This window comes from Aequorivita vitellina, from assembly GCF_022008365.1.
GTDB lineage: Bacteria > Bacteroidota > Bacteroidia > Flavobacteriales > Flavobacteriaceae > Aequorivita > Aequorivita vitellina.
In genome coordinates, this window is the sequence record NZ_JAIRBA010000002.1 from 108,647 (window position 1) to 125,452 (window position 16,806).

Sequence of the window (16,806 nt, forward strand, 5' to 3'; positions counted from 1 at the left end):
TCAAGTCGAGTAGTTTGTGTAATTGTTGTATTTTTGTACCGTTTTATCAAAATGACCCTTTTGTACATTTATCATGGATAAATTTTCTTTTTTAAACGCGATTCACCCATCTCAAATCGCTGAACTTTACGAAAAATATTTACATTACCCAGACAGTGTTGAGCCTAGTTGGCGCGCTTTTTTCCAAGGTTTCGACTTTGGCTCTGAAAATACCGTTGCCGAATTCTTTGGCTCGCCAGAACCTGCTGAAACCCCTGAATACGATGTTGGCGCCATCTGTGCAGATGTAATTAAGGAGTTTCAAGTAATACAATTAATTGATGGATACCGTACGCGTGGCCATCTCTTCACTAAAACAAATCCGGTTAGAGACCGTAGAAAATATACGCCTACTTTAGCTATTGAAAACTTTGGTCTTTCACAACACGATTTAAAAGCAACTTTTAGGGCGGGTGAAATTATCGGCATTGGCGATGCCACCCTCGAAAATATCATCAAACATTTGGAAAGCATATACTGCGATTCTATAGGAATTGAATATATGTACATCCGCAAACCAGACGAAATTCAATGGATTCAACACAAGTTGAATATCAATGATAATCAACCAAGTTTTTCAAACGAACACAAAAAGCATATTCTTAAAAAGTTGAACGAAGCTGTTGCTTTTGAAAGTTTTTTACATACAAAATACGTTGGTCAGAAACGATTTTCACTGGAGGGCGGCGAAAGTTTAATTCCTGCATTAGATACTCTAATTGAAAATGCTGCCGAAAAAGGTGTTGAAGAATTTGTGATGGGAATGGCTCACCGTGGCCGTTTAAGTACCCTCACAAATATTTTCGGAAAAAGCGCAAAAGATATTTTTAGCGAATTTGACGGAAAAGATTATGCACAAGATATATTTGATGGCGATGTAAAGTACCACCTAGGTTGGACTTCAAAGCGTAAAACAGAATCTGGCAAAGAAATAAACCTAAACATTGCACCAAACCCTTCGCATTTAGAAACGGTGGGCGCAGTGGTACAGGGAATTGCGCGAGCCAAGCAAGACGACCATCATAAGGAGCATCCCAATAAAGTGCTGCCAATTATTGTTCACGGCGATGCGGCAATTGCAGGGCAAGGCATAGTGTACGAAATTGTACAAATGGCACAGTTAGACGGCTATAGAACGCAAGGAACCATTCATATTGTTGTAAACAATCAAATAGGCTTTACAACTAATTATTTAGATGCACGCTCTTCAATTTACTGTACCGATGTTGGAAAAGTGACCCTTTCGCCTATCTTACATGTGAATGCAGATGATGTTGAAGCTGTAGTGCACGCTATGCTTTTTGCATTAGATTTTAGAATGGAATTTGGCCGCGATGTATTTATCGATTTGTTGGGCTACAGAAAATACGGGCATAACGAAGGCGATGAGCCCCGTTTTACACAGCCTAAACTATACAAAGCAATCGCTAAGCACGAAAACCCGAGTAATATTTATGCCGAAAAATTAATTGCTGAAGGAGTAATTGATAAAGGTTATATAGACAAACTAGAGCAAGATTACAAAAATAAACTGGAAGAAAATCTGGAAGACTCTAGGAAGGAAGATAAAACGGCTATTACCGCCTTTATGCAAGACGAATGGGAAGGGTACAACTATGCCGAAGAAGATAAAATGATGCAGCCGGTTGATACCACTTTCAGTTTAAAAAAACTAGACGAAATAGCCGAAGCAATAACAAATTTACCAGAAGATAAAAAATTCCTCAAAAAAATTAGCAGACTTGTAGAAGCGAGACATAAAATGTATTTTGAGGATAACAAACTAGACTGGGCCATGGGCGAGCTTTTGGCGTACGGATCGCTCCTTAATGAAGGTCACGATGTACGTATGAGCGGACAAGATGTGGAGCGCGGAACTTTCTCGCACCGTCATGCCGTTATAAAAGTGGAAGATAGTGAAGAAGAGGTAGTGCTGCTAAACCACTTAAAGGGCGACCAAGGTGATTTTTACATCTACAACTCATTACTTTCTGAATACGGTGTCGTTGGGTTTGACTATGGTTACGCTATGGCCAGTCCAAATTCGCTCACAATATGGGAAGCCCAATTTGGCGATTTTAGCAACGGAGCGCAGATCATGATAGACCAATATATTTCGGCGGCCGAAGATAAATGGAAATTACAAAATGGGTTAATATTGTTACTGCCGCACGGTTATGAGGGACAAGGAGCAGAACACTCTTCGGGACGAATGGAGCGCTATCTTCAATTATGTGCAACAGACAATATGTTTGTAGCAGATGTAACAACCCCAGCAAACCTGTTTCACCTGTTTAGAAGACAATTAAAAACCGATTATCGCAAGCCTTTAATTGTGTTTACTCCTAAAAGTCTGCTCCGTCACCCAAAAGTGGTTTCAACAAAAGAAGAATTTGCAAAAGGAAGTTTCCAAATGCTAATTGACGATCCCGAAGCAAAAGTGACGAAAGTGAAATCATTAGTTTTTGTAACTGGTAAATTCTATTATGATTTGCTTGAAAAAAGAGAAGAACTAAAAAGAGACGATGTTGCTTTGGTACGTGTGGAACAATTATTCCCATTGCCTATTGACGAAATGAAAAAGATACTTAAAAAGTACAAGAATGCAGACGATGTGGTTTGGGCGCAGGAAGAACCAAGAAATATGGGAGCCTATTCGCATATTATGATGCATTTTGAAGAAGCCAGAAGTTTTAGAGTTTGTAGCAGAAAAATGTATGCTGCTCCTGCTGCTGGTAGCACGGTGAGGTCAAAAGCACGCCACGCCAAAGTGATTGAAAACGTGTTTGATAAAAATATGGATTAGTTTTCTTAAAATGAATTTATTACTTTTAAAAGTGTTATTCACTTAATGAAATTGCACAAATTATAGATTCGGTTTTGTGTTTGAGTTCAAAGTATTTGAGACGCAAAGATGAAATTGAAAAAACACAGATAGAACAGAAAAGAATTGAAAATTATTAATATCGTTTAAAAAACGACTTGAATTAAAAAATAAAGAAAAGCAACCACTAGGTTGCAATAAATAAATAGCAATATGGCATTAGAAATGAAAGTCCCATCTCCGGGCGAATCCATCACCGAAGTTGAAATAGCATCTTGGCTAGTTAAAGACGGCGATTATGTTGAAAAAGACCAAGCCATTGCTGAGGTGGATAGCGATAAAGCTACGCTAGAACTTCCAGCGGAAGCCAGTGGTATTATCACACTAAAAGCTGAAGAAGGCGATTTGGTAGCCGTTGGCGATGTAGTATGTTTAATCGATACATCTGCTGAAAAACCAGGTGAAACCAAAGAGAAGGAGTCGAAGGAAAAAGATGCGGAAACTACTGAAGAAAAACAGGAGGACACTTCAAAAAAAGGAGAAGCAAAAAAAGAAACTCCTTCAAAATCTACTACACCAAACCAGATGCAGGATAAAAAAAGCTATGCTACTGGTACGCCATCCCCAGCAGCCAAGAAAATCCTTGACGAAAAAAATATAGATGCCAAAGATGTTAAAGGTTCGGGTCGCGATGGTCGCATTACTAAAGACGATGCAAATAATGCTGCAACGCCATCAATGGGAACTCCTGGAACTGGCAGCCGTGGTAGCGAACGCAAAAAACTTTCTATGTTGCGTAGAAAGGTTGCCGAACGTTTGGTTTCGGCGAAAAACGAAACTGCGATGCTTACTACTTTTAACGAAGTAGATATGACCGCAATTTTTGAATTGCGAAACCAATATAAAGAACAGTTTAAAGAAAAGCACGGCGTTGGTTTAGGTTTTATGTCCTTCTTTACGTTAGCGGTTGTACGCGCATTAGAACTATACCCAGATGTAAACTCTATGATTGATGGAGACTATATGATAACCTATGACTTTAAAGATATTTCGATTGCTGTTTCAGGGCCAAAAGGTTTGATGGTTCCTGTAATAAGAAATGCTGAAAATTTAAGTTTTAGAGGTGTTGAAAACGAAGTGAAACGATTGGCAATTAGAGCACGCGATGGACAAATTACCGTAGATGAAATGACGGGGGGTACGTTTACCATCTCTAACGGTGGCGTTTTTGGAAGCATGCTTTCAACTCCAATTATTAACCCGCCGCAATCTGCAATTTTAGGAATGCACAATATTGTAGAGCGTCCTATTGTACGCGATGGCGGTATTGTTGTAGCACCCGTTATGTTCGTGGCCCTTTCATACGATCATAGAATAATTGATGGTCGCGAATCTGTTGGTTTTTTAGTGGCTATTAAAGAAGCATTGGAAAGCCCTGAAGATTTACTAATGAATAACGATGTTAAACGTGCGTTGGAGTTGTAAATCAAAAATATAAATAGATTGCAATAAAAAATCCGGCCTGTAGAGCCGGATTTTTTTTGGTTAGCTAGTATTCAACTTTTTAATTAAAAAGAATTGTATTAATTAGATTCAGTAAAAGAATTATAACAATCGAAATTATTAGCACGAGAACTGCTGGTTTTTTACCAGTAAATAAGCTGCTGTAATTATTTTTCTTATTCTCTGAATATACCGAATCCTTCATATTGTAAATATCTTATAATCAATAGAAATATGAAATACGTGTTAACACGTAATTTTGTGGATGCGGACGAATAATGGTTAAAGCAATTTATCGTGATGCTCTTTTGCCCAAATAAGCAAACTGTTTGTTTTGGGTTCAATTTTAAGTTTTGTAATTATATTACTTCGGTGTTTCTCTACGGTTCGGTACGAAATAAAGAGTTGTGAGGCTATTTCTTTATTGGTTTTATCTTGCGCAATTAACTTTAAAATCTTTTTTTCTGAAGGTGTAAGGGTATCGAGCTCGCTAACTTCTGCTTGCACCACGCCTATAAATTCTTTTATTTTTTCGCTGAAAAAGGGTGAGCCTTCTTTTACTGTTTTTATGCAATTTTCTATTTCCTCTAAGGCAAATTCTTTTAAAATGTATCCAAATATGTTTAATTCCTTAGCTTTTTGGTACAATTCTTTTTCTTTGTGAAGGGTAATTAACACAATTTTTGTACTGATGTTGGCTCCTTTACATTGCTGAGCAATTTCTATACCTGACATGTATGGCATTTGAATATCCAGTATGGCGATGTCTGGTTTTTTTTGGGTTATCAGGTTATAAGCCTCTCTGCCGTCGGTACCGCTTCCTAAAAGATTATAGCCTTTTTCTAATAAAAAGTCGCTTAACCCTTTTAAAAGAAGGGGATGATCATCGGCGATTATAATGGATGGTTTTGAATTGTTCATAATGGAAATTGAAATTCCAGCACGGTGCCGGTGTCTTTTATTGAAGTTACTTTTACTTGTCCTTTTAAAAATCTGGTACGTTCAAATAATGTTTTTAAACCCACAGACTTGTCGTCTTGGTATTTTTCGGCAAAATTGAAACCTAGTCCGTTGTCGCGGACAGAGATTAATACAGTATTTGCAATTTTTTTTACTGATACTTTTCCAGCTTCGGCATTGGAGTGTTTTAAAATATTGCTCAAGCTTTCCTGAATAATTCTATAGATGTTTACCTCATCTTCAGTGCTAAATATATTGTCAATATTATCTATTTCGGCAGAGATGAAAAGATCGGAATTTTCATCAATAAAATTTATGTTGTATTCAATGGCTTTGGTTATCCCGAGTTCCTGAAGTTGGAAAGGATGTAAATCTCGCGATATGGCGCGTACCTCTTCAATAGCATCGTTTACCATTTTTTTAGCATCGGTATTGCCGCTGGTGTTCAGTTTGTTTTTTAAAACTAATAGTTGCTGGCCAATCCCATCGTGCAAGTCTTTTGAAATGCGTCTGCGCTCGCGTTCCTGCGAAATAAGTAATTCCTGACTAAATTTTTCTTGAAGCACCTTCTTGCTTTTTAAATGCCTTTGATTTCTAGTTAGCAAAATAAGCCCGAAACACAATAAGGTAGAAATTCCACCGAAAAGCATAACTTTTTTAAAATTTTCGTTGTCTTTTTTAAGAAGGCTAATATTGGTTGATTTTTTCACCAACTCTTTTTCCTGCTTTTCGGTTTCGTAGAGTGTCTGGAAATAGGCGAGGGCAAACGTATTGCTTCGGTTGTAAATAGAATCTTTTAAAGTTGTTGTTGTTTTAAGGTTGGCTACACTTTTTTCGTATTCACCCATATCGTAATAAATTTCAGATAAAAGAGAATAGGTTTGCATAATTTCATCTTCAATTTTAAGCTTTTTTGCGATATTGAGTTTTCTTTGGGTAAGTGCCAAAGCTTTTTCCAAATCTCCTGTGGTTTGCAGGTATTTTGCTTTTCCACTTAAATAATTAAGTTCGGCAACCGGATTTCCCGAAACATCAAAATCTAAGTTTTCTAAAATGCCTACATATTTTTTGGCGTTAATTAATTCATTTTGGTCGCAATAATATTCTATAATCCTAGAAATAATGCCAATGTAAATTGATTGATTTGAAGCGCTGTGGTCAAATTTTTCTTCGGCTAAAAGAAGCATTTGGTATTCAAGTTTGTCCTTGCCCATTTTCTTATAATCGAGGGCTTGATTGTAATATTCGTTCGACAAAAATTCATTTAGTCCAAGGTTTTTCATTTTTTTAATTAGCGCGTCGCGTTCTACTTTGGCCTTTTCATAAAACCCATTCATGCTAAACATGCTAATAATGCCTTGTTGCGCATAGACCATGTAATTGTATGCTTTTTTCTCTTCGTACATTGTGTGAGCCCGCGTAAAATCTTCGCTGGCAAGTACAAATTTCCCCATATGCGAGTATGCTTGCCCTCTAAAGAGGTAAGTGTCTGCTATATTTAAAAAATTTTTAGAAGAAAAATTTTCGAGAGCTTTATTATAATCCGCAACTGCTTTATTGAGATCAATTTTTGTGTTGGCACTCCCGCGTTTTATATATAATCCACCCAATAAAAGGCTGTCTTTTATTCTGTATTTGCGCGCTAAAACGCTATTTATAATTGTAATTGCCTGCAGTGGATCATTTGCATAATTAGTCAATGGATATTGAAGATTCATTGCTTTTTTGGCGGCATACTCAATGCTGTCCATTGCTAAGGCTAAATCTATGTATTGCAGGCTATAGCTTATAAAAGCATTTGGTTTTGTAGAAAAAGTGCGCTTTAGAATGCTATCCAGCGCCGTTAATTTTTGGGTATTGTTTTTAGTGGTATTTACAATTGCTTCATAATGCGAAATATCTTGTGCAAACCCAATGGTTGAGTACAGGGAAACTACGAGGAGGATTGCTATTATTTTTTTCAGCACGATTGAGTTATTTCAGAGGAAGATAAAAATACTCAATTTATTGGAAACAAATGTCTCTAGGCATATTCTTCTATTTTATGTATAAACAATTTCGGCCATAATCTATTACCGCTCGGTGCTCTTTTAAAAAATCGGCGCCAATTATTCCGTTGATGGCACTTTCATTAGCCTGCAAAAGCGCTTCGTTAACGTGAGAGAGATCAAAAAGTACAAAGTCCATGTTTTTTATACTCCATTTGTTTATGTTGAATTCATTTCCTCGGGAAAACATAGTTTCCATATTTGTGGCTCCGGCCCCAGCGGCTTTAATAATGCTGTCTTCGCTTATCAACAAAAAGTGGGCGCTATCGGTAATGCCCACACAGCTTGTAGAAGCTCCAGTATCTAAAATAAACGAACCTAAAACACCGTTAATTTTCGCCGAAAAAAGGTAGTGACCGGTGTTGAGCCTTTTTAAAGGAATGCGATAAAATCCTTCGGCTTCAATAAATTTGCGTAATTGCATCAATTTTTTTGTGCAAAGATAGCAAACAAAATAAGTAGCTTTGCAACTATGTTGACAGACACACACACCCATTTGTACAGCGATGCTTTTGCCGAAGACCGAAACAAAATGATGCAGCGCGCTTTTGATGCAGGTATAAAACGTTTTTTTATTCCTGCCATAGATTCTGGTTACACCGAAGCTATGTACGATTTGGAAAAGCAATACCCCGAACATGTTTATTTAATGATGGGCTTGCATCCAACTTCGGTAAAGGAGAATTTTGAAGAAGAATTGGCGCACGTTGAAGAGCAGTTTAAAAATAGAAGTTTTTATGCCGTGGGCGAAATTGGCATCGATCTTTATTGGGATACTTCTACTTTAGAAATACAGAAACAAGCTTTTAAGAGGCAAATTCAATTGGCGAAAAAACACAAATTGCCTATTGTTATTCACTGTCGCGACGCTTTTGATGAAATTTTTGAAGTTTTGGAAACCGAAAAAAGCGATGACCTTTTCGGAATTTTTCACTGTTTCACTGGTACTATTGAGCAGGCTGAAAGAGCCATTTCGTTTAATATGAAATTGGGGATTGGCGGCGTGGTTACTTTCAAAAATGGAAAGATTGATAAATTTTTAAATGAAATTCCACTGAAGCATATCGTTTTGGAAACCGATTCGCCCTACCTTGCCCCAGTACCTTTTCGCGGAAAAAGGAATGAAAGCAGTTATTTAGCGTTGGTCTGCAAAAAACTTTCAGAAATTTACGATGTTCCGGAACCGGAAATAGCGAAGATTACAACTGATAATTCCAAAGCGATTTTTGGAATATAAATAGGTATAAAAAAATATGACAAAAACACCAAAAATACTCCTTATATATACTGGCGGAACCATCGGGATGATAAAGGATTTTGAAACCGGTGCGCTGCGCAATTTCAATTTTGATGAATTGCTGAACCATATTCCCGAGCTGAAACTGTTAGATTGCGATATTACAACTACTTCCTTTCCAGAACCAATAGACAGTTCTAATATGAGTCCAAAATTCTGGGTGGATATTGCCACCATAATTGAAGCTAATTATGAAAAAATGGATGGTTTTGTGGTGCTTCACGGTAGCGATACTATGAGTTACACCGCTTCGGCCTTGAGTTTTATGCTAGAGAATTTGGGCAAACCAGTTGTTTTTACTGGCTCGCAATTACCAATTGGTGATTTGCGTACAGATGCAAAGGAAAATTTAATTACCTCTATTCAGATAGCTTCGTTGCAAGAAAAGGGAGTTTCAAAAATTGCTGAAGTTTGCCTCTATTTTGAATACAAATTATACCGCGCCAACAGAACAACCAAGATTAATGCCGAACATTTTGAAGCTTTTGCATCGCTCAACTATCCAGAGCTGGTGCAAAGCGGGGTGCATTTGGTAGTTAATAATGAAGCACTTTACAGGCCAAACCGCAGAAAAAAACTAAAAGTTCACAAAATATTGGAAAGCAATGTGCTTTTGGTGAAAATGTTTCCGGGTATTGATCAGGCTACCATTAACTATATTTTTGATTACCCAGACTTAAACGGATTGATAATTGAGACATATGGAAGCGGCAATGTTACCAATGCCAGTTGGTTTATAAACTCTCTTAAAAAAGTGATTAAAAAGGGAATACCTGTAGTAAATGTTACACAATGTTCTGGCGGAAGTGTAAATATGGGGTTGTATGAAACCAGTACCGATCTTAAAAAAATAGGTGTTATTAGCGGAAAAGATTGCACTACGGAAGCTGCCTTGGCAAAATTGATGTATTTGTTGGGTCAAAATATTTCGGCTAAAAGCTTCAAAACCATATTTGAAACCTCTTTGCGCGGCGAAATGCACTAAATTATCTTTTAAAATTATTTTGTAGCGTTATTTTTTTTTTGATATTTGGCACTCGTTTCAAACAAATGCCTTATTTTAATTCTGAAGCGTGGCATTTTCTCGAAATTATTTGAAATATACGTTTACTGCTGTGTGAGGCGTACAGTAGTAACGAAATTTAGAGAGGTGGCCGAGTGGTCGAAGGCGCACGCCTGGAAAGTGTGTATACGCCACAAGCGTATCGAGGGTTCGAATCCCTTCCTCTCTGCGATTAACAAATAGACTATTATAAAACTCATTTTGAGTGTCAATTAATATTCTTGCAGATTAACTAAATTATTTTATATCTTTAAACCCTTAACTAAAAACAAACTTTAAGTCGATAGCAATGAAAAAATTATTTTCTATTATGGCGGTTGCCTCAATGGTATTTGTAGGCACATTAAACGCTAACGCTTCAACAGCGAAGACAATGCCAATTAGTTCTCAAGCTTTGGTAACAGCAGCCACAGTTTCATTCATTCAAGATGAAACAGCACCAGCAGCAGAACCCGAAAAAGGATTCCATCAAATGTTAAAAGAGCGTTTTGTGGAAGGTGGTCCTGCATTTATGGGGATTGTACTATTGTGTTTAATTCTAGGCTTGGCAATTGCTATTGAAAGAATTATCTACCTTAATCTCTCAACTACCAATACGCAAAAACTAGCCCAACAAGTAGAAGATGCTTTAAACAGCGGTGGCATTGAAGCTGCTAAAGAAGTATGTAGAAACACAAAAGGCCCAGTTGCTTCAATCTATTACCAAGGTTTAGATCGAGCTCACGAAGGCATCGATATTGCTGAAAAAGCGGTTGTAGCCTACGGTGGTGTGCAAATGGGACAACTTGAAAAGAACGTTTCTTGGATTTCATTATTTATCGCAATTGCACCTATGCTTGGTTTCATGGGTACTGTAATTGGTATGATTGATGCATTCGATAAAATCCAGGCGGCGGGTGATATGAACCCATCATTGGTTGCGGGAGGTATTAAAGTAGCACTTTTAACAACTGTATTTGGTTTAATTGTGGCCATTATCCTTCAAGTATTCTACAACTATATTATCGCTAAAATTGATAGTATCGTTAACAGTATGGAAGATGCTTCTATTACTTTAATCGATATGTTATTCGATTACAAAACAAAAAATAAAATCTAAACAAACCACAAGATGGCATTACATAAAATATTAAAAATTGTAGCATTGCTTTTAAGCGTTGCGGGAATTATTTTTCTTGCAATGATCATTGCAAAAGGTGATACTGCTGTCGTTGAAACTGGCGAAGGAGTTGATGGTTTCCTGTATGTGGCTTATATTATATTTGCTATTACAGTAGCGTTTGTTCTCTTCTTTGTGGTGAAAGGAATCTTTGCAGGCAATATTAAAAACACGCTTATATCTGTCGGGGCTTTTCTACTTATTGTAGTTGTATCCTATGTTTTATCAGATGGTAATCCGTTAGCAACACAAGATGGCGGAATGCTTTCCGAAAGCGGCTCTAAATGGGTAGGTACAGGATTGTACGCTTTTTACATATTAGCTATAATCGCAGTAGGCTCTATGGTTTTCGGCGGAATTAAAAAAGTAACAAAATAATGGCAAGAAGAGCAACACCTGAAGTAAACGCAGGGTCGATGGCTGACATCGCTTTCCTATTACTTATCTTTTTCTTGGTAACAACTACCATTGAAAAGGATAAAGGAATTGCACGACAGTTGCCGCCCATTGAAGAAATTGTTGACCCGCCAAAAATTAAAGAAAAGAACTTGTTTATTGTAAATGTAAACAGAGATGACCAACTATTAGTTGAAGAAAAACTAATGGAGCTCAAAGATCTGCGCCAAGCAGCAATCACTTTTCTAGATAATGGAGGAGCACCTTCTGGTAGCCCAGAATATTGCAATTATTGCAAAGGACCCCGAAGCCCGGAGTCTTCAGATAATCCAGAGAAGGCAGTAATATCAGTTCAGAACGATAGACTTACCTCGTATAAAATGTATATCGCTGTTCAAAATGAATTGGTAGCAGCATACAACTTTTTAAGAGATAGAGAATCTGAAAGGCTTTACGGATGGAAATTTACCGAAATGACCAAAGAACTTGATGAAGGAAAGATAAAAGGCGAGGCTGCTAAAGAAGCTCTTCAGGAGAAACTGGAGACAATTCAGAAGTTATTTCCTATGAAATTATCGGAAGCTGAACCTAAAAAATCTGGACAATAATAATACAACTATGTCGAAGTTTAGAAAGAAAAAAAGTAACGAACTACCGCCAGTGAGCACCGCTTCCCTGCCAGATATCGTCTTTATGTTATTATTCTTTTTTATGGTAGTAACTGTATTGCGTGATGACAATTTACTCGTTCAGAATAAATTGCCAAAGGCAGATCAAGTTGAAAAATTGAAAAAGGATCGTTCCGTTTATATTTACGCTGGTAAACCAAGTGCAAGATACCAGGATAAATTTGGTACTGAGGCTAAAATTCAAATTGGTGATAAATACACAGATATAACCAATATTAAATTTGCTTTAACTGAAATGCGCCAGAAATTACTACCTGAACTTCAGGATAAGGTTATGGTTGCATTAAAGGTTGATGAGGATACCAACACGGGTATGGTTACAGATATTAAACAACAATTACGTGAATTGAATATGTTAAAGCTTATTTACATTACCACTCCGGGTAATGAGTTAAATAACTAAATAGGTGTTAATAAATTTTAAAACGCCTTGAACCGTAGTTTATGGTTCAAGGCGTTTTTTGTTTGCTGTATTCTTGAAAATACAATTATCTTTGATTGTTATGCCGAAAGCCCTTAAAATATTCTTTACATTGTTGCTAATTCTGGTTTCAATACCAACTTTGGCTCAAGATACCATAGCTTCAGCTAATGTTGATACAGAATATCGCGAAGATCAATTTTATATTGGTGTAACGTATAACCTTCCTTTGGGACTTCCGACTGGTGGAAATATTCGTGGACTATCCGGAGGGCTCCAATTAGGATTCTTACGCGATATGCCAATTAACAAAAGACGTAATTTGGCTATTGCCATTGGAGCCGGTCTTGCCTTAGATCAATTTGGCCAAAATCTTTTTATAGGTGAGACCGAAAACGATGAAACCATTTTTAGAATTTTAGACGGAACCGTGCAATTTACACGAAACCGATTTAATATGGCCGTAATAGAAGCCCCTATAGAATTTAGATGGCGAACCTCTACAGCTTCAACATATAAGTTTTGGAGAGTTTACACGGGGTTTAGGGTTGGATATGCATATTGGTATAAATCTACATTTAAGCAGCCAGGAAACACCGTTAATCAAACTAAAATTTCCGAATTTGATCCTATAAGACTTTCTGCTACTATAAGTATGGGGTACAATACGTTTAACTTTTTTGCCTCGTATAGCATAAATCCTTTCTTTAAGGATGCCGTTACCGTAAATGGCAATAACGTAGATTTTAAAACATTAAAAGTAGGTTTGTTGTTTTATATTCTATAACCAAAAACTGAAAAGAATTAATTGGGGTATTGCTCCCAAAAATAGGCCGATTCCTAGTTCGGCATAGGTGTGCGCATTACCATTTAAGCGCGATGATGCTACCCAACCATTAACAAACAAAAAGAAACTGATTGTAACCAGTAGGTTTATTTTAAAGTGAGCACTCAAGCCAACAAGAAACATTAAAATTCCCGCTACACCCATTTGGTGCAAACTTATTTTTTGTTTAAAAAGAACCATTACCAGCGCACTAAAGGCCGAGAAAAGTAACCCCACAAAAAAATAGTACAATTCAGGATCTTCGTACGGGTCAAAAATCATTTTAATGATTAACAACAACAAAATACACTGTATCATTAATGGAAACTTTCGTTCCTTAACGTGCTTTAAATAAATGGATTCTACTACTCCTAAGTTTTTTAATAGGAAAAAAACAACTACCGGTATTATTAGAGTAATAATGGTAATGCCAAAAAGATTGGCGCGCATTATTTCGGGGTCTAAATACCTTGGAGTTACTATAAAATAGAGCATAGTGCCCAAAAGTGGCATTAAAAGCGGATGAAAAATATACGAAGCGGCTTTTAAAAAAATTCTCATTAAATCTCCTTTCTTAGTCTTGCAACGGGAAGATCCAATTGCTCGCGATATTTAGCAATGGTTCGACGCGCAATTGGGTAGCCTTTTTCGAGCAAAATTTTCGCTAACTTGTCGTCTGTATACGGCTTCTTTTTGTTTTCTTCGGAAATCGTAATTTCCAAAATTTTCTTAATTTCCTTAGTAGAAACATCTTCACCTTGATCGTTTTTCATCGACTCGCTAAAAAACTCTTTAATCAATTTTGTTCCGTAAGGTGTATCTACATATTTGCTATTCGCCACGCGCGAAACCGTGGAAACATCCATATTAATTTTGTCTGCAATGTCTTTTAGAATCATTGGCTTTAGCTTTCGCTCATCGCCGCTTAAAAAATATTCCTTTTGGTGGTGCATTATGGAGTTCATGGTTATAAATAACGTTTGCTGCCTTTGTTTAATGGCATCTATAAACCATTTGGCGGCATCCAGCTTCTGTTTAATAAACATGACGGCATCTTTCTGTGCTTTCGACTTTTCTTTCGACTCTTTGTAGCCTTTCAACATATTGGTGTAATCGTGGCTAACGTGTAACTCGGGCGCGTTTCTTCCGTTTAGCGTAAGTTCCAATTCGCCATCAACAATCCGAATTGCGAAATCGGGAACTACGTGTTCTACAATTCTATTATTTCCCGAATAATTTCCGCCGGGTTTCGGGTTTAATGCTTCAATTTCGTGAATTGCATCGCGAAGCTGGTCTTCGGTAATATCAAGTTTTTGAATAAGTTTTTTGTAATGCTTTTTGCTGAAATGGTCAAACGAATCGTCAATTATATCAATTGCCAAGGCAACTGAAAGTTTGGGTTCTTTTCGTTCTAGCTGCAACAATAAACATTCCTGAAGATCGCGGGCGGCCACTCCCGCCGGATCTAATTCCTGAACTACTTTCAGCACTTTTTCAACTTTATCTTCGGTGGTGTAAACATTTTGCGTAAACGCCAGATCGTCAACTATATCTTGAAGGTCGCGACGTATATAACCGCTTTCATCTACACTGCCCACTAAAAAATGAGCAATATCTTTTTCTTCGTCGGTTAAGCGATAGGTGTTTAGTTGCTGCATTAAGTACTGCGTAAAGGAGGTGCCGGCCGCGTAAGGCATTTGGCGTTCCTCGTCGTCTGCACTGTAGTTGCTGGCAGAAAGTTTGTAGCTTGGCACTTCATCATCACTTAAATAATCGTCAACGTTTATATCGGTTTCAATTACTTCGTTACCTTCGTCGTAATCATCGTTAAATTCGTCATTGCTAAATTCGTCCTCAAAACTATCACTGTCATCTTTTCCGCTTTCTAAAGCAGGGTTTATCTCCAATTCTTGGGCAATTCGTTGCTCAAAAGCTTGCGTAGGTAGTTGAATCATCTTCATCAACTGTATTTGTTGAGGCGATAATTTCTGGGAGAGTTTAAAGCTTAATTGTTGTTTTAACATGATATATTTTACTACTTCATAAAGTTAAAAAAAACCAGCTACTAAAATAGTGAAGTAGCTAGTTTTAATACAATCTTATGCTTTTTAAATTAGAACTCGGCGTTGCCTGGAGTTCTTGGATACGGAATTACGTCGCGAATGTTGCCCATGCCCGTGGTAAACTGAACCAGACGTTCAAAACCAAGTCCAAAACCACTGTGAACGGCGGTGCCAAATTTGCGAAGGTCTAGGTACCAATATAATTCCTTTTCGTCAATATTCATGGTTTTCATTTTTTCTAAAAGAATATCGTAACGTTCTTCTCGTTGTGAACCGCCTACAATTTCACCAATTCCTGGAAAAAGCACATCCATAGCGCGTACGGTTTTGCCGTCGTCGTTTAAGCGCATATAAAATGATTTTATATCTGCTGGATAATCAAAAAGAATAACAGGGCATTTAAAATGTTTTTCAACTAAAAACCGCTCGTGTTCACTTTGTAAATCGGCGCCCCATTCTTTAATTAGGTATTTAAACTTTTTCTTTTGATTTGGTTTAGAGCTTTTTAAAATGTCGATAGCTTCAGTATAACTAACTCTTTTAAAGTTATTTTCCAAAATAAAACGTAGCTTTTCGCGAAGTTTCATATCGCTGCGATCGGCTTGTGGCTTTGTTTTTTCTTCTTCTAGCAAACGGTTTTCGAGAAATTCTAAATCGTCTGCACAGTTTTCCAAAGCATAGGTAATAACGTATTTTATAAAGTCTTCTGCCAAATCCATGTTTGCAGCTAAATCGTAAAAAGCAACTTCTGGTTCAATCATCCAAAATTCCGCCAAGTGGCGACTGGTGTTTGAATTTTCTGCCCTAAAAGTTGGGCCGAAAGTATAAACTTTACCGAGAGCCATTGCGTAAGTTTCGGCTTCTAACTGCCCGCTAACAGTAAGATTGGTTTCTTTTTCGAAGAAATCTTCTTTATAATCTACATTTCCGTTTTTGTCCAATGGCGGGTTTTTCGCGTCTAAATTTGTAACGCGAAACATTTCGCCAGCTCCTTCGGCATCGCTCCCTGTGATTATTGGCGAGTGCATATAATTAAATCCGTTTTTCTGAAAATATTCGTGAACGGCAAAAGCTAGTTTAGATCGCGTGCGCATTACGGCGCCAAATGTATTGGTTCTAATTCTTAAATGTGCCTGTTCGCGCAGGGTTTCAAGCGAATGACGCTTCGGTGAAAGAATGGTACGTTTCACGTCTTCAGGATTGGCTTCGCCCAAAACGGTTAAGTTTGAAACTTGAATTTCTACATTTTGGCCTTGCCCTTGGCTCTCTACGAGCAAACCAACTACTTCAATAGCGGCACCTACTGTTACTTTTTTGAGAACTTCGTCTTCAAAATTTTCGAAGTCAACCACACATTGAAGCGTATTGATTGTTGATCCATCATTTAATGCAATGAAACGGTTACTTCTAAATGAACGTACCCAACCGCGCACCATAACTTTGTGATGAGTGGGTTCACTTTTCAATAATTGTACTATTGTTTTGTTTTGCATAATATTAATTTAAGGGGAGCAAATA

General features: G+C 37.3%; 15 protein-coding genes and 1 tRNA gene. 10 read left to right on the forward strand and 6 right to left on the reverse strand.

What is annotated here, in order from left to right; translation table 11 throughout:
- Positions 1-73: 73 nt before the first annotated feature.
- Both K8089_RS01525 and odhB read left to right on the forward strand, forming a co-directional pair.
- Positions 74-2,845, forward strand: a complete 2,772-nt coding sequence (locus K8089_RS01525; RefSeq protein WP_237601501.1) for a 2-oxoglutarate dehydrogenase E1 component — start codon at positions 74-76, stop codon at positions 2,843-2,845.
- A 231-nt stretch (positions 2,846-3,076) separates the two neighbouring features.
- Positions 3,077-4,348, forward strand: coding sequence for a 2-oxoglutarate dehydrogenase complex dihydrolipoyllysine-residue succinyltransferase (gene odhB / locus K8089_RS01530; protein WP_237601502.1), 1,272 nt, complete (start codon positions 3,077-3,079; stop codon positions 4,346-4,348).
- Positions 4,349-4,648: 300 nt separating this feature from the next.
- On the opposite strand, the gene K8089_RS01535 is transcribed toward odhB, so the two are convergent.
- From K8089_RS01535 to K8089_RS01545, 3 genes are all read right to left on the reverse strand, one after another.
- Positions 4,649-5,287 carry a response regulator gene (locus K8089_RS01535; protein WP_237601503.1) on the reverse strand — a complete coding sequence of 213 codons (639 nt, stop codon included), beginning with the start codon at positions 5,285-5,287 and terminating at the stop codon, positions 4,649-4,651.
- The gene (locus K8089_RS01540) at positions 5,284-7,293 is read right to left on the reverse strand and encodes an ATP-binding protein (RefSeq protein ID WP_237601504.1); all 2,010 of its coding nucleotides are present in this window, start codon (positions 7,291-7,293) and stop codon (positions 5,284-5,286) included. Before K8089_RS01540 ends, K8089_RS01535 begins: the two co-directional genes overlap by 4 nt.
- Before the next feature lie 70 nt (positions 7,294-7,363).
- Positions 7,364-7,798 carry a retropepsin-like aspartic protease family protein gene (locus K8089_RS01545; protein WP_237601505.1) on the reverse strand — a complete coding sequence of 145 codons (435 nt, stop codon included), beginning with the start codon at positions 7,796-7,798 and terminating at the stop codon, positions 7,364-7,366.
- 48 nt (positions 7,799-7,846) lie between these two features.
- Between K8089_RS01545 and K8089_RS01550 the strand changes: the two genes are divergently transcribed.
- The 8 genes from K8089_RS01550 (at position 7,847) to K8089_RS01585 (ending at position 13,186) form a co-directional block, all read left to right on the forward strand.
- A complete protein-coding gene (locus K8089_RS01550) occupies positions 7,847-8,611 on the forward strand; it encodes a TatD family hydrolase (protein ID WP_237601506.1) in 765 nt (254 codons plus the stop codon).
- Between the two features lie 16 nt (positions 8,612-8,627).
- A complete protein-coding gene (locus K8089_RS01555; RefSeq protein ID WP_237601507.1) occupies positions 8,628-9,656 on the forward strand; it encodes an asparaginase in 1,029 nt (342 codons plus the stop codon).
- 159 nt (positions 9,657-9,815) lie between these two features.
- Positions 9,816-9,903, forward strand: a tRNA-Ser gene (locus K8089_RS01560).
- 120 nt (positions 9,904-10,023) lie between these two features.
- Positions 10,024-10,833 (forward strand): MotA/TolQ/ExbB proton channel family protein, encoded by an 810-nt coding sequence (locus K8089_RS01565; protein ID WP_237601508.1) that lies wholly within the window; start codon positions 10,024-10,026, stop codon positions 10,831-10,833.
- A gap of 12 nt (positions 10,834-10,845) precedes the next feature.
- Positions 10,846-11,271, forward strand: a complete 426-nt coding sequence (locus K8089_RS01570; protein ID WP_237601509.1) for a hypothetical protein — start codon at positions 10,846-10,848, stop codon at positions 11,269-11,271.
- On the forward strand, positions 11,271-11,897 hold the full coding sequence (locus tag K8089_RS01575) for an ExbD/TolR family protein (RefSeq protein WP_237601510.1): 627 nt from the start codon (positions 11,271-11,273) through the stop codon (positions 11,895-11,897). Before K8089_RS01570 ends, K8089_RS01575 begins: the two co-directional genes overlap by 1 nt.
- Before the next feature lie 10 nt (positions 11,898-11,907).
- A complete protein-coding gene (locus K8089_RS01580; RefSeq protein WP_237601511.1) occupies positions 11,908-12,381 on the forward strand; it encodes an ExbD/TolR family protein in 474 nt (157 codons plus the stop codon).
- A gap of 100 nt (positions 12,382-12,481) precedes the next feature.
- Complete coding sequence (locus K8089_RS01585; RefSeq protein ID WP_237601512.1) at positions 12,482-13,186, forward strand: outer membrane beta-barrel protein; 705 nt, start codon at positions 12,482-12,484, stop codon at positions 13,184-13,186.
- Here K8089_RS01585 and K8089_RS01590 read toward each other — a convergent pair.
- The 3 genes from K8089_RS01590 to asnS all read right to left on the reverse strand — a co-directional run bounded on the left by K8089_RS01590 (position 13,181) and on the right by asnS (position 16,781).
- Positions 13,181-13,786, reverse strand: coding sequence for a hypothetical protein (locus K8089_RS01590; RefSeq protein ID WP_237601513.1), 606 nt, complete (start codon positions 13,784-13,786; stop codon positions 13,181-13,183). The two genes, K8089_RS01585 and K8089_RS01590, sit on opposite strands and share 6 nt — an antisense overlap.
- A complete protein-coding gene (gene rpoN, locus K8089_RS01595; protein ID WP_237601514.1) occupies positions 13,786-15,249 on the reverse strand; it encodes an RNA polymerase factor sigma-54 in 1,464 nt (487 codons plus the stop codon). Before rpoN ends, K8089_RS01590 begins: the two co-directional genes overlap by 1 nt.
- An 89-nt stretch (positions 15,250-15,338) precedes the next feature.
- Positions 15,339-16,781 (reverse strand): asparagine--tRNA ligase, encoded by a 1,443-nt coding sequence (gene asnS / locus K8089_RS01600; RefSeq protein ID WP_237601515.1) that lies wholly within the window; start codon positions 16,779-16,781, stop codon positions 15,339-15,341.
- Positions 16,782-16,806 lie beyond the last annotated feature (25 nt).